The following is a 26,806-nucleotide window of genomic DNA, read 5'->3' as shown; positions in this document are numbered from 1 at the left end:
TGTGTTGGTGTGATTCGATATGTTGGTGTCTGTGTAACGATTGGGCCACTACTTCCTGTTTGCTTTTTTATCCTGTGAAAAAATCTCTGCAATTATAGCCTCTTGCTCACGTGCGTGCTGACTAGGAGATCCTGTTGCTGGTGAAGCACTAGAAAGACGCGTGATTTTTTGTGGCCATATCTGTGTGCGTTTAAGGTGCAAGAGAACGGTTTCGATTTTACGATCCATATATGTCCACGCCCCCATGTTTTCAGGTTCTTCTTGGGCCCACAAAACCTTTGCGTGGGGATATTTGATGAGTTCAGCGATGATTTGATCGTGGGGGAAAGGATAGAGTTGTTCCACACGGATCAGGGCCACATCGGATTGACGCTGGGTCTCACGGCGGTGTACAAGAAGATCATAAAAGATTTTTCCTGAACATAAAACCACCGTTTTTATGAGGGTAGAAGAGGGATTATCTGGATCGGGAAGCAAGGGAAGAAACACACTTTTACTGATAAAGTCTTCACGGCTTGATACGGCTAATTTGTGACGCAACAGAGATTTAGGTGTCATGATAATAAGCGGTTTTCGTGTGGGATGTGCCACATTCTTGCGCAAAAGATGAAAGAAATTGGCGGGGGTTGTACAGTTTGCAACCGTCCAGTTTTCTTGAGAAGACATTTGTAAAAAACGCTCCAGGCGTGCCGAAGAATGTTCAGATCCTTGTCCTTCATAGCCATGAGGGAGTAATAAAACAAGGCCGTTCAAACGATGCCACTTTGATTCAGCACAGGCAAGAAACTGATCAATGATCACTTGGGCACCATTGGAGAAATCGCCGAATTGTGCCTCCCACATGACAAAGTTTCGAGGATCCGTTAGGCTGAACCCATACTCAAACCCCATCACGGAAGCTTCGCAGAGGGGGCTGTCTATAAGTTCAAAAACACCCCGTCCAATGTGTTCCAGAGGTGTGTGCGTACACTCATTGGTTGTGTCAATCCACCGTCCATGACGATGAGCGAATGTTCCTCGTCCAGAATCCTGACCAGAAAGTCGCACATGAAAACCATCATGTACGAGGGATCCAAAAGCCAGTGCCTCACCAATAGCCCAATCGAGGTTTCTCCCGGCTGCCAACGCGGCTTTTTTTGTCTCTAGTTGACGCTTTAGCTTGGGATGTATGTGAAAGCCATGAGGGATGGTTGTCAAGGTGCGTGCTAAGCTATCATAGATTTTCCGGGTGATTGCTGTTTTGGTGACTGCTTTTTTTGCCAGATTTTTCCATGCCCCACACTTCCATTCGGGTTCTGGTGGTGTTGCCATTTTTTGAGACTCAACAAACGCCGATTCAAGATCATTATGGATCGTCTCTTCGATTTTTTGTATCTCATCAGGACTAAAAAAATTGTGCTGGGTTCCCTGGTTTTTATACTGTGTGTAAACATTTTTGTGGTTCCCAATACACGCATACATAAGAGGTTGTGTGTAGCTAGGTTCATCCATTTCATTGTGCCCCATACGACGATAGCAGTGCAAGTCGATCAGGATATCTTTGTGAAACCTTTGACGAAATTCCATGGCCATGCGGCAACAAAAAACAACAGCCTCGGGATCATCACCATTAACATGAAGAACGGGCGCTTGAATCATTTTCATCACATCAGAGGGGTAAGGGGATGATCGCCCATGCTTGGGCTTGGTTGTAAATCCGATTTGATTATTGATGATGACGTGAATGATCCCCCCACACTCATATCCTGGTAACTCTGAGAGCATGAGTGTTTCTGCGACAAGACCCTGCCCTGCAAAGGCAGCATCACCGTGAATGAGGAGGCCCATAATAGCATCTTTTGGGTTTTCCCCCGGATTTTGGATGCGAAAGTAGGCTTGTTTGGCGCGGACGCGCCCCGCAACAATCGGATTCACAGCCTCAAGATGGGAGGGGTTGTCGGCAAGATTAAGGTGAATCTGTGATGTATTGATTGTACGATCTGTCGAAAATCCTTTGTGGTATTTCACATCCCCAAGGTGGGTGCTGTTTGGTGTGGGTGCTCTGTCCAGAAAATCAAAGAGAATGTGTGCTAATTTTTTGTCTAGGACATTGGCGAGAACATTTAGGCGTCCTCTGTGTGCCATCCCTACAGAAATATCACGAACCGATTCATTGGCTGCAACTTCAAGCAGCGCATTTAGTCCTGGAATAAGTGCCTCACCCCCCTCAAGACCGAATCGCTTGGCTCCTGGGAATTTGGCTTTTAGGAAGCTCTCAAAAATATCGGCGCGTGCCAGAGAGGTAAGAATTGCAAGGCGATCTTCTGAAGTAATGTGTGCATCAATGGGATGATTCTCCACATAAAGTTGTATCCATTTTTTTTGTTCAGGATCTTGGATGTGCATGAACTCCACACCAATATGGTGACTATAGACACGTTTGAGCCGTTCTTCAATTGTGCAAATGGATGCTTTTTCAAAACCAAGTACACCATTTAATACAATGGGTATTTCCCTATCTTTTGCCTCAAAGCCGTAAGTGATGGGGTCAAGCTCAGTCTGTGCGGGTCGCTTCTCAAGATTTAAGGGATCAAGAGCTGCGTGCAGGTGACCTCTCACACGATAAGAGCGTATGAACATAAGGGCTTTGATTGTACGATCAACGTCATCGTTCGTCTTTTGTCCATCGGATCCCGTAAATAAAGGTTCTTGGTTTTCTGCCTGAAACCAAGCCCTCCAGGACGGATCGAGGCTCTCTGGATTGGTAATGTAGTGGTGGTATAGTGCCTCTATATAGGCACGATTATGGCTCAGCACAGTGGCTCAGAACTCTTTCATAGTCTCCCTAGTGATAAAATTATACGAAAAACCCTTAGCGGCCTAGGCCAAATCTGCTATTAGTAGGTAAAATTCTCTCTAAAAATTCATGACATCAGGTTACTATCGCTATCCCACAATGCACAAAAATATCCTTATCTTCACCGCTGAGGATGATTTGTGGGCCTATGACTTCTCCACACAAACAATCCCGCGACGACTAACAACCCAAGCGGGTGTTGATCGCAATGCTGTATTCTCACCCAATGGAAAATTTTTAGCGTTTTCAGGAATGCATGAGGGTTCAGAAGAAGTTTATATCATGTGTATGGCAACAGGGTTGTCAACGCGCCTCACTTACGTGGATGAAAACGCAACGGTTGTGGGGTGGCGTGATGACAAAACAGTTCTTTTCCGCACATCAGCTTTTCAGGCTATTACGCGCTATTATGCTATTCATACGGTGGACATCGAAACAAGCCAGATTGGTGATCTTCCTTTTTCTCGTAGCGCCCAATTTTTAAGTTATAGTAAGACAGGGATGTGCGCTATGCAGCGCCACGGCTATCGGGAGTATGCGTATTGGAAGCGCTATCGCGGGGGCACGGCAGGTCAAATTTGGATTGACTCTTCGGGTAAGGGAAACTTTGTGTTGGTCGATCTTCCTCCTGCCGATTGTTCGCGTCCAGTGTGGGTGGATTCTCGGGTATATTTTATTAGTGATCACGAGGGAATGGGGAATGTGTACTCCATCAATAGTGCCGGGAAAGATTTGCAGCGTCTAACAGATCATAAAGACTATTACGTTCGTCATTTATCCACAGATGGCGAGAGCCTTGTGTACTCATCAGGTGGTAGCCTTTATCGCATTGATGCTAAGACAGGTGCGGGGGGGAAGATTGATGTTCCCTTCCAGTCAGATCGTCCGTTAGCGGCATCGCGTTATGTTGATCCTGAGGACTACCTACAAGATTTTGATCTACACCCGTCAGGTCGTCATGTGGCAGTGACCTCGCGGGGTAAAGCTTTGCATATGGGAACCCACGAAGGAGCTACATATGTGATTGATCCGGCCAGCACAGGACGTTTTCGTTTGGCACGGTGGTTGCATGATGGCAAGCGCTTGATTGCTGTCAATGATGCCGATGGCGAAGAGCGCTTAGGTATATACGACGCCACAACTCTTGTAAGGATAGCCATGTCCCCCGCAGAAAGAGCCTCTGAAAAAGAAAGAGGTGTCAATGCTCCTCATCCATCGAGTGGTAAACTGGGTCGTGTGGTGGATCTTTTACCTTCTGGGAAAAAGGATCAGGTGTTGGTTGTCAACCATCGCCACGAACTTTTGCTTGTGGAGATCAAGGGTTGGAAGATTACACTCATTGATCGCAGTGCATTTGGGGGAGTTGCGGGCGTGTGTTGGTCCGCTGATGGTGCATGGATATCGTACGGCAAGTGCTTGAGTGAAAACACGACGGCGATAATGGTTTGGGATATCAAGAAAAAGAAAGCCCATCAGGTTACAACGCCTGTGCTGCGTGATGGATATCCGTCCTTTGATCCGGACGGTAAGTATCTTTACTTTATTCGCTATGGGGAGTTCCAACCCGTGTGGGATACTTTGCACTTTGATATGCATTTTCCTCGTGGATCAAAGCCTTATGCCATTGTCTTGCAGGCAGACGGAGAGAATCCTTTCGTTGATAGACCAGAAGAGCTTGCTAGCGAACCTCAGGCAGGTGAAGGGAAGAAAAAGAAAAAAGAAGCCCCTGATGCTACGCACGAGGATGAAGAAAAACCCCAGAAATCCTTGGGAATCGACTTTGAGGGAATTGAGACCCGCGTTCTTGAGTTTCCTGTCCCTGCTGGTGTCTATTCCTTGGTGATGGGTGTACCTGGCAAGGTAATCTTGGGCCACATGCCCGGGAACGCATCGCGTTCCAAGGGACAGATTTTGAAGGTTTTTGATTACGAATCCAAAAAAACGGAAACACTTATTTCGCAGGTTGTTGATGAAAAGCTATCGCTGAACCATCAGTGGTTTATGTATGCAGATCATGAGGGTAGTCTTCGGGTGTGTAAGGCAGGCGAAAAACCAGATGATTCTGATGATAGTCCGTCAAAAAAATCCGGATGGATTGATATGGAACGCCTGAAGATACGTATTGATCCTCGGGTGGAGTGGCAGCAAATCTTTGATGAAACATGGCGACTACAGCGTGATAATTTCTGGGTTGAAGACATGTCGAAAATCGATTGGATGGATGTGTATACCCGCTATCAGCCTCTTGTAGCAAGGCTAGGGTCCCGCGCTGACTTAACAGATTTGCTTTGGGAGGTCCAGGGTGAGCTGGGAACTTCTCACGCCTATGTGATGGGTGGGGATGAGCAGCCGACCCCCAAACTGCGTGTGGGGAAAATTGGCGCAGACTTTGTTTATGACCCCAAGGCTAAGGGCTACCGTATCACCAAAATTTATACAGGAAATGTGGGAAAGTTGGCATCGAGCTCACCGCTTATTCACCCGGGTGTGCGTATGAACGAGGGAGATGTAATAACGGAGATTAATGGCATTTCCTTATCTGAAAAAGTATCTCCTCGTCAAGTTTTGCTATACCAGGCAGGCCATGAGGTGCGCATAACTGTCCTACCAAAAGGTCAGAAGAAGACTCGGTATGTTTCCGTTAAGCCACTGCCAAGTGAAACGTCACTCCGCTACCGTGCCTGGGTGGATGCGAACCGTTCCTATGTGCATAAAGCAACCAAAGGTAAGGTGGGATACGTACATATTCCTGACATGGGGAAAGAGGGATTCGGGGAGTTTCACAGAGGATATCTGAAGGAGTGCGCGCGTGATGCTTTAATTATCGATGTTCGTTTTAATGGCGGGGGGTCTGTTTCTCCCTTGTTGCTCGAAAAATTGATGCGCCAGCGTCTGGGTTACGACATGAGTCGCTGGAGTGGAGTTATGACCTATCCTGCTGATTCCCCGTCAGGAGCCATGGTAGCGCTAACTAATGAATACGCAGGCTCTGATGGTGATATTTTTTCCCATTGCTTCAAAATGTTAGATCTAGGTCCCTTGATCGGCAAGCGTACGTGGGGAGGGGTGATTGGCATTAGCCCTAGTCACGGTCTTGCAGATCGTGGAATGACGACACAACCAGAGTATTCTTTTTGGTTTAAAGACTTGGGCTGGAGTGTTGAAAATTATGGGGTTGATCCGGATATTGAAGTAGAGATCACACCACAGGATTTTGCATTAGGCAAAGATCCACAGCTTGATCGTGGAATTTCTGAGGCTCTTAAGGAACTTAAAAAGAAGCCTCCACTACAATTGGATATGAAATCCCGGCCTAATCTTGCTGCGTGGCAAAAGAAAAAAGCGTAACGAGGATGATGGGGGCGCAAGTGAACCCTGGTTTTAGAGTATCGCACATGCTTGTGTTAACCAGGAACGTCCCCTCGGTGTAAGATGCTCCTGGATGCGAGAGATGATTCCGGCGTGATAAGCGTTAACCCAGGCGATTTCTTCAGGGGTCAGTATGTTCTTGTCAATTAATGTGCGATCAAGAGGAACCTGTGTGAGGGTTTCAAATACTATATAGTCGTCTGTTCCTCGAAGAGCGACCATAAGGTTTTCAATACGAATGCCATACTTTCCGGGGTGATAAATACCAGGCTCATTGGATAGGACCATGCCAGGCTTGAGTCCAACGTCTGTGGCGCGTGGGGAAATATGAAAAGGCCCCTCGTGCACACTGAGGCTATGACCAACACCGTGACCCGTTCCGTGAGCATAGTTTTGTCCGTAGTGGATGATAGGTGTACGTGCAAGTGTATCAAGTGCCATACCGGATGTTCCCTCATCAACATGGGCTTGGCTGAGGTGGATCATCCCCTTGAGCACGTGTGTATAATCGGAAATCTGATCAGGAGTGGGACAGCCTAAGGCTAAGGTGCGTGTTACATCTGTTGTACCATTCTTGTACTGTCCGCCCGAATCAATCAGCAGAAGCCCATTTCCGGAAATGCCAGCGTTTGTATGGGGTGTTGCGCGATAATGAATAATGGCACCGTTAGCATTCCAGCCCACAATTGGGTCAAAGCTGAGCCCACGATTGTATAGCTTTTGGCGGCGGTGTTCATTCATGAACGCCTCAATGCTTATTTCTGACAAAGGACGTTTGTGGGTATGGGTGTCATGTATCCATGCAAACGTTTCGCACAAGGCAAGGGAGTCCTGGATGTGACAGTCTCGAAATCCTTGGATTTCCGTTGTGTTTTTTTGTGCCTTCCAAGGGACTACCGGATTGGGGGTGGGGATTACGTCGTGGGCCTTATGAAGGTATTGCCACAGTGCCTCGGTTGTTTCGCACGGATCAAGTAAGAGTCGAAGGCCCTGCAGGGTTCCCATATAGGGAACAAAGCTGTCGTAGTCTTTTTTATCAACGGGTGCCTTTCCTGTGTAGGGGCTTCGTGTAAATAAAACAGGATTACCGGTGGCTGGCACAAAAGCATAGGCGTAACTAACCGGTGTGTGCTCAAGGTCAGACCCGCGGATATTCAAAAGCCATGCTAAGGCACACAGGTTTGAAACTACCAGTGCGTCTGCATTTTTCTTATGGATAATTTGTTGCAGCTTGGCTAGTTTTGTTGCTGTTGCGGCGCCAGAAAATGATTCATCTAAATCAACAAAGGGTGTGCAAGGCCAAGGGGGGCGTGCATCCCATATTTCATCAATAAAACCGGATATAAAGGATAGAGGGTTTCTACTGCTCAGCGTTTCACGCCACATGCAGGCACTTTCTGCACAAAGATGGTCAGCGTCGATACCGATGGGGATCGCGTGTGGAACGTGCTCATGAAGGAATGTTTTAATTTCTTTCCAATTCCATGAGTGAACGCAAACACCCGGATGGACTTGTTGGGGCGCTTGTGTTGCGTATCGGCCATCTACAAATAACCCTGTTTTTTCAGGGGTTATGATAAGAAGGCCTGCGCTTCCTGTAAATCCTGTGAGCCATGCTAGGTGTTCTGCGGCGGGAGGTAAGTACTCGTTAAGGTGGTGGTCCGTGCGAAATGTCACAAAGGCTCCCAGGTGGGATTTTTTTACCTTCTCTGCAGCGCGGACAAGGGGAAGCATTTGCGTATTCTTCTCTATTTTTGGGTGTGTTCGGTGATCCATGCCATGAGGGTTGGTTTGGGTGAGAACCCCGTTTTTGTGCTTAATACTTTTCCGTTTTTGAGTAACAAAAGTGTTGGGATGCTGGCAATGGTGTATTTTGTGGCGGCTTCGGGATTTTTTTCAACGTCGACTGTGACGATTTTTACGGCATCAAGCATTTCGCTAGCCAGTTCCTCCAGAATCGGACTCAACATTTTGCAAGGGCCGCACCAGGGGGCCCAAAAATCAATCAGAACAGGAACTGATGATAGTGCAATTTCCTGATCAAGTGTTGCATCTGTGGCTGCAATCGTGTGCTTTCCTGACATGGTGTATCCTTTTTCTTGATTATGGATCTGCAATATAACGCTATTACTCTAGGCAGTGAAAGAGGATTTTGCAAATATATTTATGTTCTCCTGTATGAAGCTCGGGAAATGCATCCCGAGCCTCACAAAAGAAGATTATAGATGAATAGTTTTGTGTTTACACGATATAAGGATTTGGGTTTTCATCTGCGTTCTTGTCCACAGGAAGAGAGAGTTCTGTGACACTATTGGGGATTTTACCCACATTTTTCGCGTGTGCGTCCTTAGCAGCCTTTGCTGTGGCAAAAATCATATCAAGGGCAGCGCGTGCTTCGCGGGTATCTTCGGTTGATGGTAATGCAGTGCGTACCAATCGTGCCGTTCGAAGGGCAGTCTCAAAAGTTATTCCTCCTGTGCGAATCCCTGCTAATGCTTCTTCAGTAGTAGCTGCATGCCCTGATACAATGGCGCTGTAATCGTGTATATTCTGCATTGCTTGACGGGTTTTTAAAATATTTGTTCGTGCTTCGGCACTCAGAGATCCCTCAGGAGCCAAGGCTAAGAATGTATCTATTTGAATGCCGATAACATCTGCTGCACTCCCTGTGATTTGAGATATGCGGGATACTTGCGCAGAAAGGCGTTCTATCTGAATGGCGCCATCTTCGATGACATCTGCTGTGCGCCCGAGGCAACGCATGAATGAGCCCCAACACCCAACAGAAACAGGTTCTATGTGTGCAGGCACAGCAGGAGAAGAGGGCTCAAGAACGATATCGGTTATGGCTGTTACGTTGTCGTTACTTGCCGCGATTGAGGTAATAAAAAGGATGCTCATTGCTGATGGAAAAAGCACTGAGTTTTTGTTTGTTTTTTTCATGATTGTTTCACAGTTTAATAAATATAAAAAATATACTCATTACTTATTAATATTAAATTTATTATTACTTTTATTTTTAATTATGTTTATGAATTTGTGAAAATATATAAACAATATTTAAACATTCATGTGCTAGCATAAGAAAATAGGGTGTTTTTTCTCAGTTTACGGAATGAATGTTTTTAACAAAGAATTATTAGCGGATATGCCTTCTTTGGGTCCGTATATTGATGAAGACATTCTGGATGAAATTAATAGATTAGCAACTCAGTTATGCAATCGCTGGGGTTTTCGTGTTTGCGTACAAAACACGCCTCATGACACCCGTATTATACTTATGGCACAGGAGTCTGCGCTTCTTATTAGCACAATGCATGTAGTTCTGGAGGAACGAAAAATAACGCCGTGCGTGTTTTCTTATGCGCGTTTTTGTGTGCCGCGCACAGGGAAAGAAAGTGACGTTTACGCCATTTCTTACAACGCAACAGCGGATAGAAAGACTTTTACAACGGAGGTTTTGGCTGTTTTTGTTTTTCCTCAGGAATTTGCGTTTGATGCATTTGTATCGATTTTGAAAGAGCGCCTTATTCTTTTGCATGAAATTAACAGCAGTTTGGCACACGTAACCACCCTCATTAATGATAGCGTACCGATCCATTCGCATGGCAAGAGATATCTTGGATGGCTCCTTAATGGACACTTTAGTTTTTTCGGGTGTGCTTTTACCGATAAACGTGCCACACAGGGGAAAGATGCGTGTGGTCTCTTGGCGTCTGGTGGATACACCCTGCAGTCTTTATTAAAGGGGGTTAGTCAAAAAAAACGGTCTGATGTTTTGATCAGCCAAAAAGAAATAGTTTTTGCTAAGTCGTCATGTAAGTCTCCCGTCCATCGGTTTTTGCCTATGGATCTTATTTTTGTCCCGCTGGTGAAAAACCAAGACCAGCCTTGCGAATATTTAGTGATTGTTGGTTTATATACCTCGGAAGCCTATACCGTCGGGACGCGTTATATTCCCTATATTTCTGATAATATTTCGCGTGTCATAACACGACTTGGTCTTGGAGAGGGTTGGCATGATGGAAAATGGCTCCATCATATGTATGACAGTTTTCCTCGTGACGAAATTTTTCAAAGTGATATCACAACCCTCATGCATATAGGTCAGGGTATTCTTGAAGCGAAAACGAACCATAACTTTGGCGTGATTGTCACCCAGGATCCTTTCAAACGTTATACAAATATTGTGATACTTATCCCTGGTCCCAATTTTGATACCACTTTGTTTGAGGCGCTATCAGCGTATCTTGCGCAGAAGTTATCACGGCGCACAGAACTGGTAAATGCGGCAGTATATAGCTATGCGCTTGCCTTTGCTCATTATCGTGTATACACCAACGATCTTGCACGTAGGGATATTCAGCCAGAGATTATGGATTTTCTCACACGATGGCAGGACAAGATATTACTTTTGTTGCAAGCTAATCCTCATAACAAAGCTGACTATCAACGGATTTTGCCTCGGGGGTATCCTACGACATATCAAGTGAACAATAGCCCAGCCGAAGGGGTTTTGGATTTGGATTACGTGTTGGGGATGAATGCGGGAGAAAAAAGGTGCCGTGTAAGAATATGGAGGCGTGATAAGCGTGTGTGGGGCATCAAGGTGTATACCCTTCACGAAGGACTCTTGTTGACAAAAATTGTATCAAATCTTGTGAATTTTGGTTTGGAAGTGTCGCGTGAGAGTGTTTATAGAATTGAAACAATCGCAGGTGTTGATTTATGGATACACGACCTTTATGCAAGCTGCGCGTCTGACACATGTGCCGTTGGAGAAGTTACTGCTCGTAACTTAACGGATGCTTTGGAACGACGATGGTCTGGACAGTTGGGCGATAGTGTTGCAAACCTTGCTTTGTTACGTTTGAACGTGACGTGGCGCGAATGCTTTTTAGTCACATGTTTTTTGCAGTACATGAAACAGCTTGGTTTTGCCTATGCACCCGAAAGTTTAGCGCGCATTATCACCTGCCACGGATCAATAATGGGGCGTATTCTCGATCTTTTTAAGGCACACCATGATAGTACGTTGGCACACACCTTGGCAGATCGTCGTACGATCGGTCGTCTGATTTTTGAAGAAATTCTCGTAGATCTTGATGGCATGAGAGACTCTGAGGCTGAGCAATGGTTACGTGGATTAGTCTTGGTTGTTTGGGCTACCGTACGAACGAATTTCTACAGAGATTTCTATCAGAAATCTGCGGGGGAGCATATTGCCCTTAAGATCAGCAGTGAGAAACTGCCATTTCTTCAAACACCGCCTCCTTTTTGTGAGATTTTTGTTTATTCCAACAGTTTTGAAGGAGTCCACGTGCGAGGAGGCAAAGTGTCACGCGGAGGGATTCGTTGGTCTGACCGCGGTGAGGACTATCGCACAGAAGTCTATGGTCTCTTTAAAGCGCAGATGGTAAAGAATGCTGTTATTGTGCCCGTTGGGGCAAAGGGTGTATTTTACGTACGTGCAGGAAGGTCTGATTTTGCACGACCGGATATGTATAAGACCCATGGTGTTTGTTGCTATAAATCTTTTGTGCGGGCACTTATTGATATTACAGATAACAGTGTGGATAAAAAAATAGTCCATCCCCATGGTATTGTGTGCTTTGATGATCCAGATCCTTACCTTGTTATTGCTGCTGATAAAGGAACGGCTGCATTTTCAGATTATGCGAACGACATTTCCCGCAAGCAGGGTTTTTGGCTTGGCGATGCTTTTGCTTCGGGTGGGAAAAATGGCTATGAGCATAAAAAGCTTGGTATTACTGCAAAGGGTGCATGGGTTTCTGTGTCACACCATCTCAAAACACTGGGGATCGATGAGCAAACGGATGCTCTTTCCGTTGTTGGTGTTGGGGATATGTCAGGGGATGTTTTTGGCAATGGAATGTTGATTTCACCGCGGATTGCCTTAGTGGCAGCCTTTGATCATCGTCATATTTTTCTTGATCCCAAGCCTGACCTTAAGCGTTCCTATGCGGAACGTGCGCGATTGTTTTCCTTAAAACAATCCTCATGGGAGGATTATAATGCAAACACTCTCTCAAAAGGAGGGGGTATCTTTTCTCGTGATTCAAAGCACATTCCTGTGACGGTGGAAATGCGATTGTTGCTAGATCTTCCAACGACTATGACGGAAATTAAACCAGATGATTTGATACGAGCAATTCTATCTGCACGCGTAGATCTTCTGTGGTTGGGTGGGGTTGGAACGTTTGTGTGTGCGAGTTTTGAAACATCTGACACAGTCAATGATACCACGAATAACGCCGTACGTGTCTTTGCTAATACATTGCGGTGCCGTATTATTGGTGAGGGAGCAAATCTTGGCATTACTCAACAAGGTCGCATTGAGTTTTCACGACTGGGAGGGCTTTTAAACACGGATTCAATTGATAACTCAGCAGGTGTGAATTGTTCGGACTATGAGGTCAATCTGAAGATACTTCTGGGACATGCGCAAGCAGCCGGTAAAATCAGCGTTTCTCAACGCAATGCATTGCTTCGGAAAATGACACAGGATGTGGTGGCATGTGTCCTGAAAAACAATCATAATCAAAATCTTCTCCTGTCTCGTATGCAGCGTGAGGTGAAGATGAACCCAACTCGAATTCAGTTATTGATTACGTATTTAGAATCAAAAAAGATCATTCAAGCGGGTAGGGAACTATCTCGTGACTATTCCTTGATTTCGATGACACGCCCAGAGCTTTCACTCGTTGTGGCGCATGCAAAAAATTTATGGATTATGCATGGACTTGAAAATGACTTTGATCACAAAGCGTTTAAAACAGTTTTATACCAGTATTTCCCAGCTATTTTGGTGACCAAATATTCTGCTGAAATAGACAATCATCCCCTGGCCCCGAATATTATCTTAACGGAACTTATTAACACACTGATCAATACAATGGGTCTTGGTTTTTTGCCTATTGTTATGAGGGAGTCTGAACAAAGTTTATTGCGGTGTGTGCGTGCCTGGTTTGTGCTTCACCAGAATTTTCTGCACACAGAGTTTTTGGAGGACGTTCATTACGCTACAGTGATGCAAATTGCGTGTGTTTATTTGCTTAACACAAGCACAAGAGGGAGCGTGTGTCTTGATGATGATGATCTTGCTATTTGTATGCAAAACTTACGTCTTTCAAGTGCCATTGCTGATATTCCTGCTGCAATGATTTTTCTGGGTCTTACGATATATATGGGTGTGCATTGTCGCAGGAAGATTGTTGATACGGAAAAATTTGCAGATGCCTTGGCATCAGAAACTCTACGGTCGGTGGTGTCCATGCTGATACCGGAGCCGTCGGCGTCCCTTGCCGAGCATACGCTTTTTTCGCACGAACTTTGTCTTGTCATGAATGCGTGTGGCGCTTGTTTTTCAAAAGGATATGGGTTACAGCCCCCTGATCATCAAGAGATACCCGAAAACAGTGCTGATCTCACGTGCGCGGAGCGTGTTGTGTATGCGCGTGCGTATGTGAACGCTCTCACGGCGGCAATGACTACACCTATTGATTGAGGTTTTTGTTCGCAAAATCCCAATTTACAAGGTAATCAAGAAAAACTGATACATAGTCGGGTCTGCGATTCTGAAAGTCCAGATAATACGCATGTTCCCAAACATCGCATGTCAGTAAGGCCTTTTGCCCATGTACCAGGGGAAGATCTGCATTTCCTGTTTTTGTAATAGCCAAGCGCCCCTGGTCTTCAATAAGCCATACCCACCCACTACCAAACTGGGTGCTGGCTGCCTTTGTAAAGGCTTCTTGAAAAGCGCTGTAGCCTCCAAGTTCAGCGTCGATACGTGCAGCAATAGCCCCGGTTGGGGATCCTCCCCCGCGAGGTGTCATGCTTTTCCAATAAAACGTATGGTTCCATACCTGGGCGGCATTGTTGAAAATCCCTCCCTCTTTCTTATGGTGACTTTGGGTGATGACTTCTTCCAGCGACAAAGAGGCCTGGGGTGTATCGTGTATAAGGTTGTTGAGGTTCGTGACGTATGTTTGATGGTGCTTGGTATGGTGAAATGTCAGCGTTTCTTTGGATATATGAGGTGCTAACGCATCGTAAGCGTAGGGAAGGTCGGGTAGTGAAAAGGACATGTTTTTTCTCCTTGGGTTTGATCAGTAGAGCGCGCATGGGTTTAGGGGTGGGCTTATGTGGTGACGTTCTGCCCCGCTGCAAAACCTATACCATGAGTAACCTATGTTGATATAAAGCAATCTTCCGTGATAGTATCAGACTGATACCTAGGGAGGTAGTTTTTTTTGCGATGAACCAAATATCACTAATTGGTATTATTTTTGGTCTAATCTTGTTGAGCTTTTTATCGTTCACTGCAGGATTCATAACGTCATATGTGATGGTTTCTCAGGGGGGAAGTTCTTATGGGGCGACAGTTTCAGTAGCAAGCAATCCTCCTGCCTCCGTGATGCCATCGGGTGGGGAGCCTGGTGCACCTTCTGGTGCTCCGCAAGATTCGGCTGCTGATGCATCGGGCGCATCAGCCCCGGATTCAGCAGCTAGTGCGGCGTTATCGCCAGAGGCCACTATGGCTGTCCAGATCGAAGAGCAAAGTGAAAAAACAGCTTCTGCACGAATACCCACCGAGGGTGATGCCGGGAAGTTCTCTGTAAAACTAAAAACGGTAGGAGATAGGGTATCAGCTGTACAAATGATGGCTACACTGCGTCGTTTAGGGTATGGTGTTTATGCTGTACGCAGTCAGATGCAAAGTAGTAGCTCCATCACCCGAATAATCTATGATTTGCGTGTGGGGGTTTTTGAAGACTATGTGGCTGCTAATCAGTTTGCTTATAAGCTTCGTTTGATTGGCCATCGCATGGCAACAGTCACGGTCATTCCTAACAACTTAAAAATAGTGGTAAATCTTAATGATTAGCACACAAACATTGCGCGATAAGATTTGGTATTGTTTTCGTACAGGAATGTTGTTGTCCGCATTTCTCTCTTTAGGAGGTTGTCCCGCACTACAATTGCTGAGTGGGGGACTTAACCCATTTGCTCAGTTTATGGGAACCCCGGGAGCACCCACCGGCAAGGGAGATGACGGAACCCCAGCAGGGCCTGCTGTAGAGCTTGACAAACTGACAATCGTTCCGCAACCAGACGCTAATGACGGAAGCCCTTTGTGGGTTGGTATCGCTATCATTTATAAGGATGGCCCTGTGAGTCAGGTGCGGAGCATGGATGCGAAAACATTCTTTGATCGCTATGAACAGCTTTTGCGTGACTTTCCTCAACGAATTGAAGTGTTTCATGAGGTGGTTGTCGTTGGCGGAGGTCCTGTGGATAAGCCAATTCCGCGCACAGGCGCAAAGCCGATTGCTGGTTTTATTTTTGTGAACTACGACAAAACTGGAACGCATCGATTGCAGTTAGGATCAGGGGAACACTTGAAATTACTCCTGATGAAAGATGGCGAATATCTCAGCTTAATGAATAAATAAGGAGAAACATATGAAGTATGATCTTGACTTGATACAGTGGCACGAAGGTATGCTTTTGTCACCACAGCATTTTCAGGCATCGGATCATCAGAAGCAGGAGGAAATTTGGTTTCATCTGCGCAACAATGATCCCTTTCACTGGGGTGTTGCACACATTGAGGTAGATAACATTCTTTTGATGAGTGGGGCTTTGCGCGTTCAGGCTTTGGAGGCAATCATGCCAGATGGTTGTCCCGTTTCAGTTGCGCGGGCAAAAGAAGGTTTAGAAATAGACTTAGTCCCGCACCAAGATGCACTTATCGCCTCACCCCAAACGGTATACCTGTGCATACCCCCTTATCGAAGGGGGTATGGGAATGCAAGCGTAGATGCAGAGTTGCCGCGTTATGTTTCTTACGAAGTAAAAAATGTACTGGATGAAAATACGGGTGAAAATGCGATTCACGTGCCGCGCTTGCGTCCTAATTTACGGCTTGTTTTAGGAAAAGAACCGCCGGCGGGGTTTGTTTCTCTTCCGCTGATGCGGATCGAGTTTCGTTCCAATGCATACGTTGCAACATCCTATTTGCCTCCTTTTTTGCTTCTTGGTTCTGAAAACCCTGTGCATAAAAATTTTGCTGGATTGGCCAAGCGCTTGCGTAAAAAAATAGCATTTTTGGTTGAGCGAATGCGCGCAAATTCACGAGGATTATTATCCAGAGAAAGCGAAGATGCGGTGCGCATTTTGTCCGGAACACTTCTTCCGCTTGAGGCAGTTTTGAATCAAGCGAATCACCCTTACGCTGTGTATCAGCTTTTGTGTCAGTGTGCGGGCACCATTGCGGGAATTGATCCTGGGCAAATTCCCCCTACATTTCACGGATATGATCACCTTGATTTGCAGCGAAGCTTCACAGAGGTTCTTGCTTTTATGAATTCAATGATTGATCGCATTCAAGAAGGATATTCTGTTGTTCCCTTTCTTCTTAAGGAATCTCTCTTTGAGCTTAATCTCAAGGGTCTCGCTGTGAATGATACGCTCATTTTAGGTGCCCGGGGCAATGTAATGATGAGTGAAAAACAGTTAGCGGAGTGGGTCAGTGACGCTGTCATTGCCTCTCAAAATTATGCTGAAGCCGCAAGAGATATGCGCGTGCGTGGGGCAGAACGTAAATTGCTCGAACAGGTAGAAAGCTTGCAATTAATGCCTGCAAAGGGAATGGTTTTATTTGCTGTTAATGTGAGTGAAAAAATGATCGATGGTGATGATGTTCTTCAAATATTCAATGCGTCAGATAGTGATGATCTGCGCCCTGTTGAGATTGTTATGTACGTACCAAAAAAACAAAAGGACTCAAGCGCATAAAATCTTTTTTGAGAAAAAACGTATAGAAAGACTTCAAGCCTTAAGCGTATAAAAAATCCTTAGGAATGTTCGAGAAATTTAACTAAAATTTTACACAAATCCGCTTAACTGAAGATGGTGAATGCTATCTAATAAACGGAAATAGGCTTAAATAAAGTGAATAAGCAGCTAAAAAATGCAGAAACATCTTTTGTTATTCGCTTCTTTGAGGAGTTTGTGGCAAAGGTTGCTTATTACAAAAAGCTAATCGATCAACAGGCGTGGATTCCTTCCGAGGATTATCCAGGGCCGTGTGCCGCCAGCATGGCTGTTGTGACGGCACGTAACCTGAAGGAAACGCTTGACCGACAGGCTTTGGAGGCCCCGCGTTTTGGTGGAGAGTTTGCTTCGCAATTCTATCGTGAGGCCCAGTTCATCATGGCCGCGTATGCAGATGAAGTTTTTATCCATCATGTTTGGGCAGGCCAGAAAACATGGGAAAAAAACTTGTTGGAAAATCAAGTTTTTGGCAGCCACACGGCCGGTGAAAAATTTTTCACGAATCTTGATGATTTTCTCCAGAAGCGTGATGCGATGCGTGCGGATATTGGATACTTATATTTAATGGCCTTAGGTCTTGGGTTTTTGGGGCGATTTCGTGGTCATGACAACCTGATGGACTTGCATCACTATCGTCGCCAATTGTACGTATTCATTCACCATGAAGAACCTGAAATTGAGAATGTGAAAAAACCTCTTTTTGTCAGTGCTTATGTAAACACCCTTGAGGGTGGAGAATCAAAGTCGTTACACAACTTTCGTCCGTGGATTGTTGTTTTCTTTGTCATGGTCTTGACGCTTCTTCTGGCCTCGTATCAAATTTGGCATCACAACACACGCCCCTTGCTTGTAAAATCGGATGATATTGTGCGCTTACACGAAGCATTAAAGGGGCGTTCCCCATGATAGCCCTCCTGGAGCAACTTTCACCATATCTTGTGTATGCGATTTGGGGGTCAATGCTTTTGGCATTGATTATCGCCATAGGTGTTATTGTGAGCGCATCGTTGGCGCTCAAACGTGCGGCTAAACGTCGGGCTCTGGCTCCACCCATTCCCAAAGAAGATGAAACACCCCCTGAACCACAAAAATCTCTCTGGGAAAGATTTATTGGGTTCTTTAAGGGGAGTGCCAGTGATGACTTAGCATTATCTTTTGACAAGGCTATTGAGGTTCTCAAAACCTATATCCCAGGGAATAATTTTAAGTATGAAATCCCTTGGTATTTGATGATTGGCGCTCAAGGATCTGGAAAAACAGAGTTTTTGAACCATGTAAATCTTGAACTTCCAATCGGACGCCCCGACTTTGCAGAAAGCATGTCTAATAGTTATTGCCAGTGGTGGTTTTTCGATCGCGGGATTATCCTGGATACTGCAGGCGATCTTCTTGTCGGAAAAAAGACACCACACGGTGACGATAAGGGTTGGAAATACCTTCTCAATCTCATTGCCCGCCATCGCCCTCGCCGACCTCTAGACGGTATTATTCTAACAATCCCTGCTGATGAACTTGTCGGCGCCAATGTTTTGACACACGATGAGTTAACAGACCGAGCAAAACAGATTCATCAGCGGTTATGGCAGCTGCAAGCACAACTGCAAATGAAAGTTCCTGTGTATGTTGTTGTGACAAAGTCTGACTACTTGGAGGGCTTTAAAGAGTTCGCACACGAAATACCCCCCGAGCGCCGCAAGGAAATATTTGGTTGGTCATGTCCTTATGCTCTTGATGTTAGCTACTCGCCCCAGTGGGGCTATGACTTTTTCCACCATATGCGTTATATGGTCCAAAAGCTGCGAGGGTTAGTTTTTACGCAAGATGGTGATGCACAAACGCGGGAAGGGACTTTCCTGTTTCGTGAAAGTGTTGAGTCCGTCGAAAAAAACTTGCGCCTGTACATGGATAATATTTTTCGCGATAGCGCCTATCATGAATCTTTCTTTTTGCGGGGTGTCTATTTTACAGGCGATGAACACGCAAGCGCTACAAATACTGTAATACCTCCTCGTAAGAATATTGCCGCTGATTCACATGCTGATACAGTGACGAACAACCAGCAACCCTCACCAGAACCCCCCCAGAGTGTTTCGGTATCATCCCCACCTATCATGAATGCTGGCCCAAGAAAAATTGCTTTTGTAACGCATCTTTTTGAGTACAAAATTTTCCGTGAGGCAAATCTTGCGCAACCGATTTTACATATTCTTGTCTCTACTAACCGGGCCTTGAATTTTGCTAAAGGTATGATGGCTGTTGTGTGTCTTGGGTGGTTCATAGGGCTTTTATGGGTGAACGAAAATCTGACAAACACACACAAGCTGACATATCCATTGTTGCATCAGATTCACCGCGCAGTTGATGGCGTTCATAAATTGCAAGGACCTCGTAAAGAAGCCCAACGGAATATCTTTCTTAATGAACAAACGCGCTCAATTATTAATCTGATGGGGGGCGTTTCAACAACAAAAACGTGGAGTCTTTTTATCCCTTCTTCCTGGTTTGTTTCGTTGCAGGATCGGATTAATGATTCTTTGACTGTGGCCTATGATGATATTATTCTGGCGGCGATTCACAATGAATTGCGCAAAAAAGGGGATGTTATTACATCGTTGAGTCACTTAGAGGTAGACTTTGAACATGAAGTGTCCGCAAGCATTGATCCTATAAAATTACCAGAATTTCGGAACTTACGCAATTATGTGGCAGAAATAAGCGAATACGAAAAGCATATTGCTCTCTACAACGACATTGAAGTGAGCCAGAGCATTGATAATGTTCTTAAGCTTATTCGGTATGTGTATGACCGCGATTTTTCGGGGCAAAAATTTCAGAATAAAAGTTATTACCGTGTAGCTCTTTCAGATACGACCGATATCAATGTTCACGTACAAGGGATTAGGCGAAAAGCAGAAGAAAAGCTGAACCAGCGCCTTTCTGCCTTTATGGCAGCCTCATTTAACACAGAAAAAAACCTACCCCAGGTCATCAAATTGCGCGATCAGCTTGATGTGCTCAGCCGCCCAGGGGGGCTTGAAACAGATGATAAAGATTTGCGAAACTTGTATGCGCTTACGCAAGTAGTTATGCAAGATCTTTCATCGCCTACCATCAAATGGATTGAGAGTTCTGTTTTTAACCCTGGTGAGGATTTTTCCGAACTTATGACCACTATTGCAAGCTCAGAAATTTTGGGCATTGCGATAGCCAGTCAGGTCTCAGAAAAGATTCGCACAAGATTTGAGAAGTTTAAAGAAGAATTGCTTGCCATGCGAACACCTCTTTCGTCACATTTTTTTGTGCGTGCGAATAATGTTCTGCGAGCGGGGGTCTCCGATGGTCTTAAAAACCTTCATAAGGTTTTGGAGGATTTTCTCAAGCAAACGTTTATGATTGAAGATGCGGTTGTACAGAAATTACGTCCTGTACCTCCTGGAAAACTTCTTGTTTGGGATTCAGTAACCCTTGGTAATGCTGAAAAACTGATAGATACCTACACCCACTTTGTTGAAAATACCATGATGGAAATTCAGGGCCAATTCCGAGCGATTCTCAAGTTTGTTGCAACCAATAGCCTGCGTAAGAAAATTCTTAGTATTCTTGGAAAGTCACAGACTTTTTTTGATGCGCCTGTCCAGTTTATGAGCTATGGCGCGCAAGAGCGTCTTAATTCACAGGTGCAAAATATCCGGGTTGTTACCCCACAGTTCCGTAAAATTCTCTCAGTTTTTAACGTCAGAGACATTAAGTTTAAAGAAACGGGCCTTCCAGAGCTTCTCATTACGCAAACATATGACATGCTGCGGCGTGTTGATAAAATGCTCGACACACAAGATTTATTTAGCGTACGCAATGGAAATTTTGATTGGTGGGAGGGGGAAACAAATGTTGGATATAGGGCCTTTTCTGTTGATGATCAAGAGGGACTTGAGACATATCTTACAGCTCAAATTCAGCGTGTCTCTTATTTTGCAAAAGAACTGGCCCATCCGCTCCTTGATTTTTTGCGCTTAACAAATCTGGAGGATACACCCAGTGATCTTCCAACCATCCATCGCTGGGAGCGTGTCCTTGGTCAACTGGATTACTATACGCAAAAAAAACCGGGGAATTCCGTGGCCTCTTTGGAAGAGTATGTGATTAAAAATATGAATCTTGTCAGTATGAATAATTGTGGCATGCAGGTTTCTGAGGGAACGGGAGACTATTTTCTTGAGCGTCGTGGAAAAATCCAAACACTTTTGAGTAAGCGTTGCATCGGTCTGTCCCAAGGACGCTTTAAAGAGCGCTACAATCGCCTTGCAACGTTTTTTAATAGTACGCTTTCTGATCGCTTCCCCTTCACCAAGCGTGCCTATATGCCCGGCGAACGTGAGGCCTCTTTGCGTGACATGCACACATTCTATAAGTTGATGGATCTCTTGACACCGTATGATTATGAGCTTCTGGAAAAAGAAGCGCGACGTTCGCCATTAAAATCCAGGATTCTTCATTTCTTGAAGTTTATGCGGGCTTCTCGCCGGTTATTACATGCAGGGGGTAATAATGCCCAAGGTGAAGACATTGACGGTCTTACATTTGAGGTCGATGTTGATGCAAAGAAAAAACTGGAAACACAAAATAATTTTGTCATGCGCCGCATTTTTCGAGTGGGGGATCCGTCCGGTGGGCACGATAGCATGACTGCCATTCGCAATGGTGACAAACTCAAGACATTTGATTATTACTCAGGAGATAATACCCATCTTGAATTACAGTTTGTCAAAAGCACGGCAAACAAGAAATATCCCGCTCCAACGGCCAATCACGATAATGCCGCCTATGAAGTTGAGGAGGAAACAAAAGCTCTTTTCTTTTATGAGGGTCAGTGGGCTATGTTACATCTTCTAAAAGAAAACAAAGCGGAAATTGTAACTCCTAATGCAGGTGTCGAGCGTCATTGGACCGTGAAAATTGATATTCCAATTATGTTTCCTGAAACACCTGGGGCAAACGGTGCCCCTCCCAGCACCCAAAAAGGTGTGAGCACAATAATTTATGACATTAAGTTATTAGAAAAAAAGGGTGAAGGATCCCCAGAAGACTCTGCTAAAGAAGCCCAAAAAAGACTCTTGGATCGGGCGTTGTCATCGCTAAACTTCCCCACGCAATCACCGGTAATTCCCTCGGATGATGGCCTGGATCAGGAGGGAGGAGGCAGTGAATGACTGATCTAAACTACGCCCTTCTGTTGAAACCTCTTTCTGAAAAAAAACCATCTGGTGAAGATATTCGTCATGGTGATGAGTACGATGTGATCCAAGAAGCACGCAGAGAGGATGACCCAACCTTACCCCAAGGTGTCTGGAAAATAGAACTAAAACGGGCAGACTGGACAAAAATAATTCATCTGTGTAGCCAAATTCTTGCAGAAAAATCGAAAGATTTGCAGGTTGCTTCTTGGCTCATGGAGGCAGCCATCAAGAAAGATGGCCTCCGGGGACTTTCTGCAGGACTCAAGGTATTTGGAATGATATTTGATATGTTTTGGGACAGTTTTTTCCCGAATATGAAGGATGGTGATATTGATGCTCGGCTTGCCGTTCTTGATTGGGTTAATGAAAAAATACCCGAGCGCATGTATGAACTTTCCATTGCTGAAAAACTGGAAGAATCCGATACCTTCACGTTTGGTGAGTGGACCATTGTCAGCGCAAATCAAAAGGTTGAGGGTAATCGCGTTCGCCTTAAGCGGTTGCGCACGGCAATTTCTCGCACAAACCCTGTGGTATATCAGGCGTTTCAGAAAGATCTTGAATCTGCTCAAAAAACCCTTGCGCAGCTTGATGCACTCATGGGGGAAAAGCATCAACAAACCCAGGGTAGTTTATATAAGCTGAAGCGCGTGTTGAGCGATTTTGGTTCCTTCATTGATGAGGTTATTCGTGACATATGTCCGATTCCTCACAAAGCGATCCCCCATGAAAAAACCGATAAAAGCACCACAATTTTATGCGACTCTTCCCTTTCAGATAAACAAACACCACAGTCAGACACACACAGTGATTCTGGTTCAGAAGCTACCCCTCTTGCACACCATTCGGGCCCCCTTATGAGCCGTAAGGATGCATACAAACAGCTAGCAAATGTGGTGGCGTATTTTTCTGCTTATGAGCCGCATAATCCCGGACACTATTTGTTGCGTAAGGTTATGAGTTGGTCGGATCTTGATCTGGGGGAGATCATGAAAGAAATCATGCAATATCCCCAATTCTACCAAAACACATTTGAGCAGTTTGGGGCAAAACAGGGAAAAACGCTAGCGCCACAAGTTTCCCACACGCCAAACCCCGGGGTTACACCCTCGGGTGAAGAGAGAGCTTTTCCACAAGGAGAGTTTTATCCTATTCAACCAAAGAGTTCCCATGCACAGTATCAGAGACAGTATGATGCCCTGCGCCAATTTGGTGATGGGAATCCCCCTGTAGAAACACCTCCCCTTTCGTCCAAGCGGGGAAGTTAGATTACAGGTATTCTCTTGAGACCGTCGCAAAAAATAGTTTTGACTAGAATTTATGGAAACCTTCGTTATGATGTGGCATATTTTATAACCCATGCCAGATCATAAAGATATTGATGCCTATCCGTTCATCACGCTCAGGAATTGCCTTGGCCCTTACGCTTGTATTCGTATGTGCCGCCCTTCCCCTTGATTTGTTTTCACTTATTATCCCGGCCCTTTCTGTAAGGCCTGGTTTTACAAGTGAGGGGGTGAGCTTATATGTTCAGTTGTACCTGATGGGCTATTCGGTGGGGCAGTTAGTGTGGGGGATTGTCTCGGATTTTTTGGGTAGGCGTCGGGTTTTACTCATGGCTTTAGGGGGAATTTTCATCCTTAATACGCTTTTTTTGTGGGTCCCATTACATGAGGGCCGCGCTGTGTTGCGGTTTGGGTCTGGGGTGTTTGCCTCTGCAGGTCTTTGTTTGCCGCGCGCTATTTTTCGTGATCTGGCGCAAGGAAAGGAAATGGCGATTTTTTCGTCTCGGGTGACAATGTTTTCCGAATGTTTTATGACGCTTTCTCCTGTGATTGTGGGGTTTTTAGTCTGCCGCCATGGCGCAGAGGCCCAATTTGTTGTGGTAAGTATTCTTGTTTTTATGACGGCTGTTGCGACCTATGTGTATTTGCCAGAAACGCTAAAGACGAAGAAGAATTTTGCGTTTTGGCCATTTATAACTTCTTTAGGAGCAATCATGAGAGAGCCAAAGTTCCTTTTTTTTACTCTTTTGGCCGGTTTTTCCTACTTTGTTTTGATGTTTTATCTTTCCAATGGGGGAAGAGTTTGGGAGAATCACTTTGGGCTTTTGATAGCAGATTGGACCCCATTCCACAGTGTTATTTTGAGTGGACTGATCTGGGGAAGCCTTATTAATGCAATAATTTTACGTTATACATCAGTTCTTGTGATGATTTATGCGGGTCTTTTTTTGAGTGCCCTGATGATTGTTTTGGTCAGCCTATTTGGCTTGGAAAGCACTTACATGTTTACGGGAATTATGCTTATTCTGATGACGAGTATTGGTACACTTTTTGCCAATTGTCTTGCTAAGGCTATGGAACCCTTTGCTCATGAAGCGGGTGTGGGAAGTTCTTTGTATGGAGCTGTACAAGTCTTCACAGCATCTCTTTTAATGTACGTGGGGGATTTTTGTGTGCGTGCCGTTCCTTTTCTTGCGCACTAACACGCTTGCTTTTTCTTCCATTTGTGCGTAATTTCGGCGGATGATACGCACAGAAAAAAGCAAATTAGAATGATTATTGGTGTCCCCAAAGAGTCCAAGATTCACGAATACCGCGTAGGACTTGTTCCATCAAGCGTAAAAGAGCTTACAAGCCGTGGTCACATGGTTCATGTTGAGGCCAGCGCTGGCTTGGGTGCAGGATTCGCGGATGAGGATTACAAAGCTGTAGGGGCAAAGGTTTTATCCACGGCACCTGATATCTGGAAAATTGCAGATCTTATTGTGAAGGTGAAAGAACCTCTTTCGCACGAATATAGCCTCATGCGTCAAGAGCAGGTGCTGTTTACGTATCTGCATCTTGCTCCTGATCCTCAACAAGCCGAAGCACTGGTTCGTTCTGGTAATATTGCGATTGCTTACGAAACAATTACAAACCATCAGGGCCAACTTCCTTTGCTGGCTCCTATGAGTGAAATTGCTGGGCGTGTTTCTATTCAAGCCGCCGCCCGCAGCCTTGAGTGCCACCAAGGGGGCGCAGGCGTTCTTTTGGGGGGTGTTCCGGGTGTTTCTCCAGGAAAAGTCCTCATTATTGGTGGGGGTGTTGTGGGAGTGAACGCTGCGCGCATTGCCGTGGGAATGGGGGCACATGTTACCGTGCTTGACCTATCCCTTCCGCGGTTGCGAGAAATTGATAGTGCGTTCAATGGTCGCGTGCAAACACTCTACTCTAATGCGCATAATCTAGAAATGATGCTGTCACAAGCGGATGTCGTGGTGGGTGCTGTGCTTGTTCCTGGGGGGGCTGCGCCCAAAGTGATTCGCAGACACATGCTGTCATGGCTGAAAAGAGGAACCGTTCTTGTGGATGTGGCCATCGATCAAGGAGGGTGCTTTGAAACAAGCCGTCCAACAACCCATGAAAATCCAACCTATGAGGTTGACGGGATCATTCATTATTGTGTGACGAATATGCCCGGGGCTGTAGCCAAAACCTCAGCGCAGGCATTGAACAATGCAACACTGCCCTTTGTTCTGGCTCTAGCAAACAAGGGGTATGCGAAGGCGTTGTGTGATGACGAGCATTTCAGAAATGGTCTGAACGTGTGCTGTGGGCACATTACGCACCCTTTGGTGGCGCAGGATCTTCAGATGCCGTATGTGGATCCTATGACGTTTCTGTGTGAGGGTGTGAACTGACAACCGTTGCTTGTACCACTCGAGATTTTTGTGCCTGGGCAAGACAGTTACGTGCGTAACGCTACCCAAATAGGCGCATGATCAGAGGGACGCTCCCATCCGCGGGTATGGGTATCAATGCCTGCGTGTGTGATGCGATCACAGGCGCGCGCATTGAGTAAAAACTGGTCGATACGGTATCCCCGATTGTATTGCCAGGAACCCGCGCGATAATCCCACCAACTGAAAGCTTGTGTATCATAAGGATGAAGGGCACGAAACACATCAATATATCCAGAGTTTATCAGCATACGCCAGGCTTCTTGTTCTTGGGGAGAGCACAAAATGTGGTCTGGTCTGGGTGTGTGGTCGTGAATATCGTTGATGGTTGGGGCAACATTGAAATCTCCACCAATAAAAACATCTTCATCATTGGCGTGCAGAGTTTTCATATGCGCGTCTAGCGCTGCATAAAACTGCATCTTGTACGCGTATTTATCGGAGTCGATACTTTGGCCATTGGGTACATAGACACTTGATACACGGACTCCTCCCGTGAATGCAGAAATATACCGGGCATTTTCGTCGCTATAGTCAGGAATGCCTCTTATCACATCATCCAAGGGATGCTTGCTCACAATGGCAACCCCATTATAGGATTTTTGACCATATATGGCTAAGTTATAGCCTATGTCCTCCAACGGCTCTCTCGGAAATGTTTCATCCCGTGTTTTTAACTCCTGTAAAAGCATAACATCGGTTTTTGTTTCTGTGAGGTAGCGACAAAGGTGATCCAATCGCGCACCAATGGCGTTAATGTTCCAAGAAGCAATGCGCATT

At 45.4% G+C, this 26,806-nt stretch carries 16 protein-coding genes; 10 read left to right on the top strand and 6 right to left on the bottom strand.

Annotated elements, in window-relative coordinates:
* Positions 1 to 48 precede the first annotated feature (48 nt).
* A complete protein-coding gene (locus H6849_01110) occupies positions 49 to 2,793 on the bottom strand; it encodes a 2-oxoglutarate dehydrogenase E1 component (protein USO01892.1) in 2,745 nt (914 codons plus the stop codon).
* 112 nt (positions 2,794 to 2,905) lie between these two features.
* Here H6849_01110 and H6849_01105 point away from each other — a divergent pair, with 112 nt between their 5' ends.
* The gene (locus tag H6849_01105) at positions 2,906 to 6,184 is read left to right on the top strand and encodes a PDZ domain-containing protein (GenBank protein ID USO01635.1); all 3,279 of its coding nucleotides are present in this window, start codon (positions 2,906 to 2,908) and stop codon (positions 6,182 to 6,184) included.
* A gap of 33 nt (positions 6,185 to 6,217) precedes the next feature.
* On the opposite strand, the gene H6849_01100 is transcribed toward H6849_01105, so the two are convergent.
* From H6849_01100 to H6849_01090, 3 genes are all read right to left on the bottom strand, one after another.
* Positions 6,218 to 7,939, bottom strand: coding sequence for an aminopeptidase P family protein (locus tag H6849_01100; protein USO01634.1), 1,722 nt, complete (start codon positions 7,937 to 7,939; stop codon positions 6,218 to 6,220).
* Positions 7,940 to 7,953: 14 nt separating this feature from the next.
* The gene (gene trxA, locus H6849_01095) at positions 7,954 to 8,289 is read right to left on the bottom strand and encodes a thioredoxin (protein ID USO01633.1); all 336 of its coding nucleotides are present in this window, start codon (positions 8,287 to 8,289) and stop codon (positions 7,954 to 7,956) included.
* A 157-nt stretch (positions 8,290 to 8,446) separates the two neighbouring features.
* The gene (locus tag H6849_01090; protein ID USO01632.1) at positions 8,447 to 9,148 is read right to left on the bottom strand and encodes a hypothetical protein; all 702 of its coding nucleotides are present in this window, start codon (positions 9,146 to 9,148) and stop codon (positions 8,447 to 8,449) included.
* A gap of 172 nt (positions 9,149 to 9,320) precedes the next feature.
* Between H6849_01090 and H6849_01085 the strand changes: the two genes are divergently transcribed.
* The gene (locus H6849_01085) at positions 9,321 to 13,733 is read left to right on the top strand and encodes an NAD-glutamate dehydrogenase (protein ID USO01631.1); all 4,413 of its coding nucleotides are present in this window, start codon (positions 9,321 to 9,323) and stop codon (positions 13,731 to 13,733) included.
* Here H6849_01085 and H6849_01080 read toward each other — a convergent pair.
* Positions 13,723 to 14,316 (bottom strand): superoxide dismutase, encoded by a 594-nt coding sequence (locus tag H6849_01080; GenBank protein USO01630.1) that lies wholly within the window; start codon positions 14,314 to 14,316, stop codon positions 13,723 to 13,725. The genes H6849_01085 and H6849_01080 overlap by 11 nt on opposite strands.
* A gap of 170 nt (positions 14,317 to 14,486) precedes the next feature.
* Here H6849_01080 and H6849_01075 point away from each other — a divergent pair, with 170 nt between their 5' ends.
* The 8 genes from H6849_01075 to ald all read left to right on the top strand — a co-directional run bounded on the left by H6849_01075 (position 14,487) and on the right by ald (position 25,987).
* Entirely contained in the window at positions 14,487 to 15,116 is a 630-nt protein-coding gene (locus H6849_01075) for a hypothetical protein (protein USO01629.1), read from the top strand.
* Positions 15,109 to 15,684 carry a hypothetical protein gene (locus H6849_01070; protein ID USO01628.1) on the top strand — a complete coding sequence of 192 codons (576 nt, stop codon included), beginning with the start codon at positions 15,109 to 15,111 and terminating at the stop codon, positions 15,682 to 15,684. The genes H6849_01075 and H6849_01070 overlap by 8 nt, the downstream gene beginning before the upstream one ends.
* Before the next feature lie 10 nt (positions 15,685 to 15,694).
* A complete protein-coding gene (locus H6849_01065) occupies positions 15,695 to 17,029 on the top strand; it encodes a type VI secretion system baseplate subunit TssK (protein USO01627.1) in 1,335 nt (444 codons plus the stop codon).
* Between the two features lie 156 nt (positions 17,030 to 17,185).
* On the top strand, positions 17,186 to 17,974 hold the full coding sequence (locus H6849_01060) for a DotU family type IV/VI secretion system protein (protein ID USO01626.1): 789 nt from the start codon (positions 17,186 to 17,188) through the stop codon (positions 17,972 to 17,974).
* Complete coding sequence (locus H6849_01055; protein USO01625.1) at positions 17,971 to 22,275, top strand: hypothetical protein; 4,305 nt, start codon at positions 17,971 to 17,973, stop codon at positions 22,273 to 22,275. The genes H6849_01060 and H6849_01055 overlap by 4 nt, the downstream gene beginning before the upstream one ends.
* Positions 22,272 to 23,570 carry a type VI secretion system protein TssA gene (gene tssA, locus H6849_01050; protein USO01624.1) on the top strand — a complete coding sequence of 433 codons (1,299 nt, stop codon included), beginning with the start codon at positions 22,272 to 22,274 and terminating at the stop codon, positions 23,568 to 23,570. Before H6849_01055 ends, tssA begins: the two co-directional genes overlap by 4 nt.
* A gap of 110 nt (positions 23,571 to 23,680) precedes the next feature.
* On the top strand, positions 23,681 to 24,790 hold the full coding sequence (locus H6849_01045; protein USO01623.1) for an MFS transporter: 1,110 nt from the start codon (positions 23,681 to 23,683) through the stop codon (positions 24,788 to 24,790).
* 69 nt (positions 24,791 to 24,859) lie between these two features.
* Positions 24,860 to 25,987: an alanine dehydrogenase gene (gene ald / locus H6849_01040; protein ID USO01622.1), complete on the top strand. Its 1,128-nt coding sequence runs from the start codon at positions 24,860 to 24,862 to the stop codon at positions 25,985 to 25,987.
* Positions 25,988 to 26,034: 47 nt separating this feature from the next.
* On the opposite strand, the gene xth is transcribed toward ald, so the two are convergent.
* Positions 26,035 to 26,805 carry an exodeoxyribonuclease III gene (xth, locus tag H6849_01035; protein ID USO01621.1) on the bottom strand — a complete coding sequence of 257 codons (771 nt, stop codon included), beginning with the start codon at positions 26,803 to 26,805 and terminating at the stop codon, positions 26,035 to 26,037.
* Position 26,806 lies beyond the last annotated feature (1 nt).

It is taken from the genome of Alphaproteobacteria bacterium (assembly GCA_023898725.1).
Classification (GTDB): Bacteria; Pseudomonadota; Alphaproteobacteria; order JAUHZC01; family JAUHZC01.
The sequence above is the reverse complement of the archived record's forward strand: the minus strand, read 5'-3'. Positions and strand labels throughout refer to the sequence as shown.

Bases quoted from the DNA above. Each gene is read 5' to 3' on its own strand.
- H6849_01105 (USO01635.1), top strand. From the start codon at position 2,906: ATGACATCAGGTTACTATCGCTATCCCACAATGCACAAAAATATCCTT.
- H6849_01100 (USO01634.1), bottom strand. From the start codon at position 7,939: ATGCTTCCCCTTGTCCGCGCTGCAGAGAAGGTAAAAAAATCCCACCTG.
- trxA (USO01633.1), bottom strand. From the start codon at position 8,289: ATGTCAGGAAAGCACACGATTGCAGCCACAGATGCAACACTTGATCAG.
- H6849_01090 (USO01632.1), bottom strand. From the start codon at position 9,148: ATGAAAAAAACAAACAAAAACTCAGTGCTTTTTCCATCAGCAATGAGC.
- H6849_01085 (USO01631.1), top strand. From the start codon at position 9,321: ATGAATGTTTTTAACAAAGAATTATTAGCGGATATGCCTTCTTTGGGT.
- H6849_01080 (USO01630.1), bottom strand. From the start codon at position 14,316: ATGTCCTTTTCACTACCCGACCTTCCCTACGCTTACGATGCGTTAGCA.
- H6849_01075 (USO01629.1), top strand. From the start codon at position 14,487: ATGAACCAAATATCACTAATTGGTATTATTTTTGGTCTAATCTTGTTG.
- H6849_01070 (USO01628.1), top strand. From the start codon at position 15,109: ATGATTAGCACACAAACATTGCGCGATAAGATTTGGTATTGTTTTCGT.
- H6849_01065 (USO01627.1), top strand. From the start codon at position 15,695: ATGAAGTATGATCTTGACTTGATACAGTGGCACGAAGGTATGCTTTTG.
- H6849_01055 (USO01625.1), top strand. From the start codon at position 17,971: ATGATAGCCCTCCTGGAGCAACTTTCACCATATCTTGTGTATGCGATT.
- tssA (USO01624.1), top strand. From the start codon at position 22,272: ATGACTGATCTAAACTACGCCCTTCTGTTGAAACCTCTTTCTGAAAAA.
- ald (USO01622.1), top strand. From the start codon at position 24,860: ATGATTATTGGTGTCCCCAAAGAGTCCAAGATTCACGAATACCGCGTA.
- xth (USO01621.1), bottom strand. From the start codon at position 26,805: ATGCGCATTGCTTCTTGGAACATTAACGCCATTGGTGCGCGATTGGAT.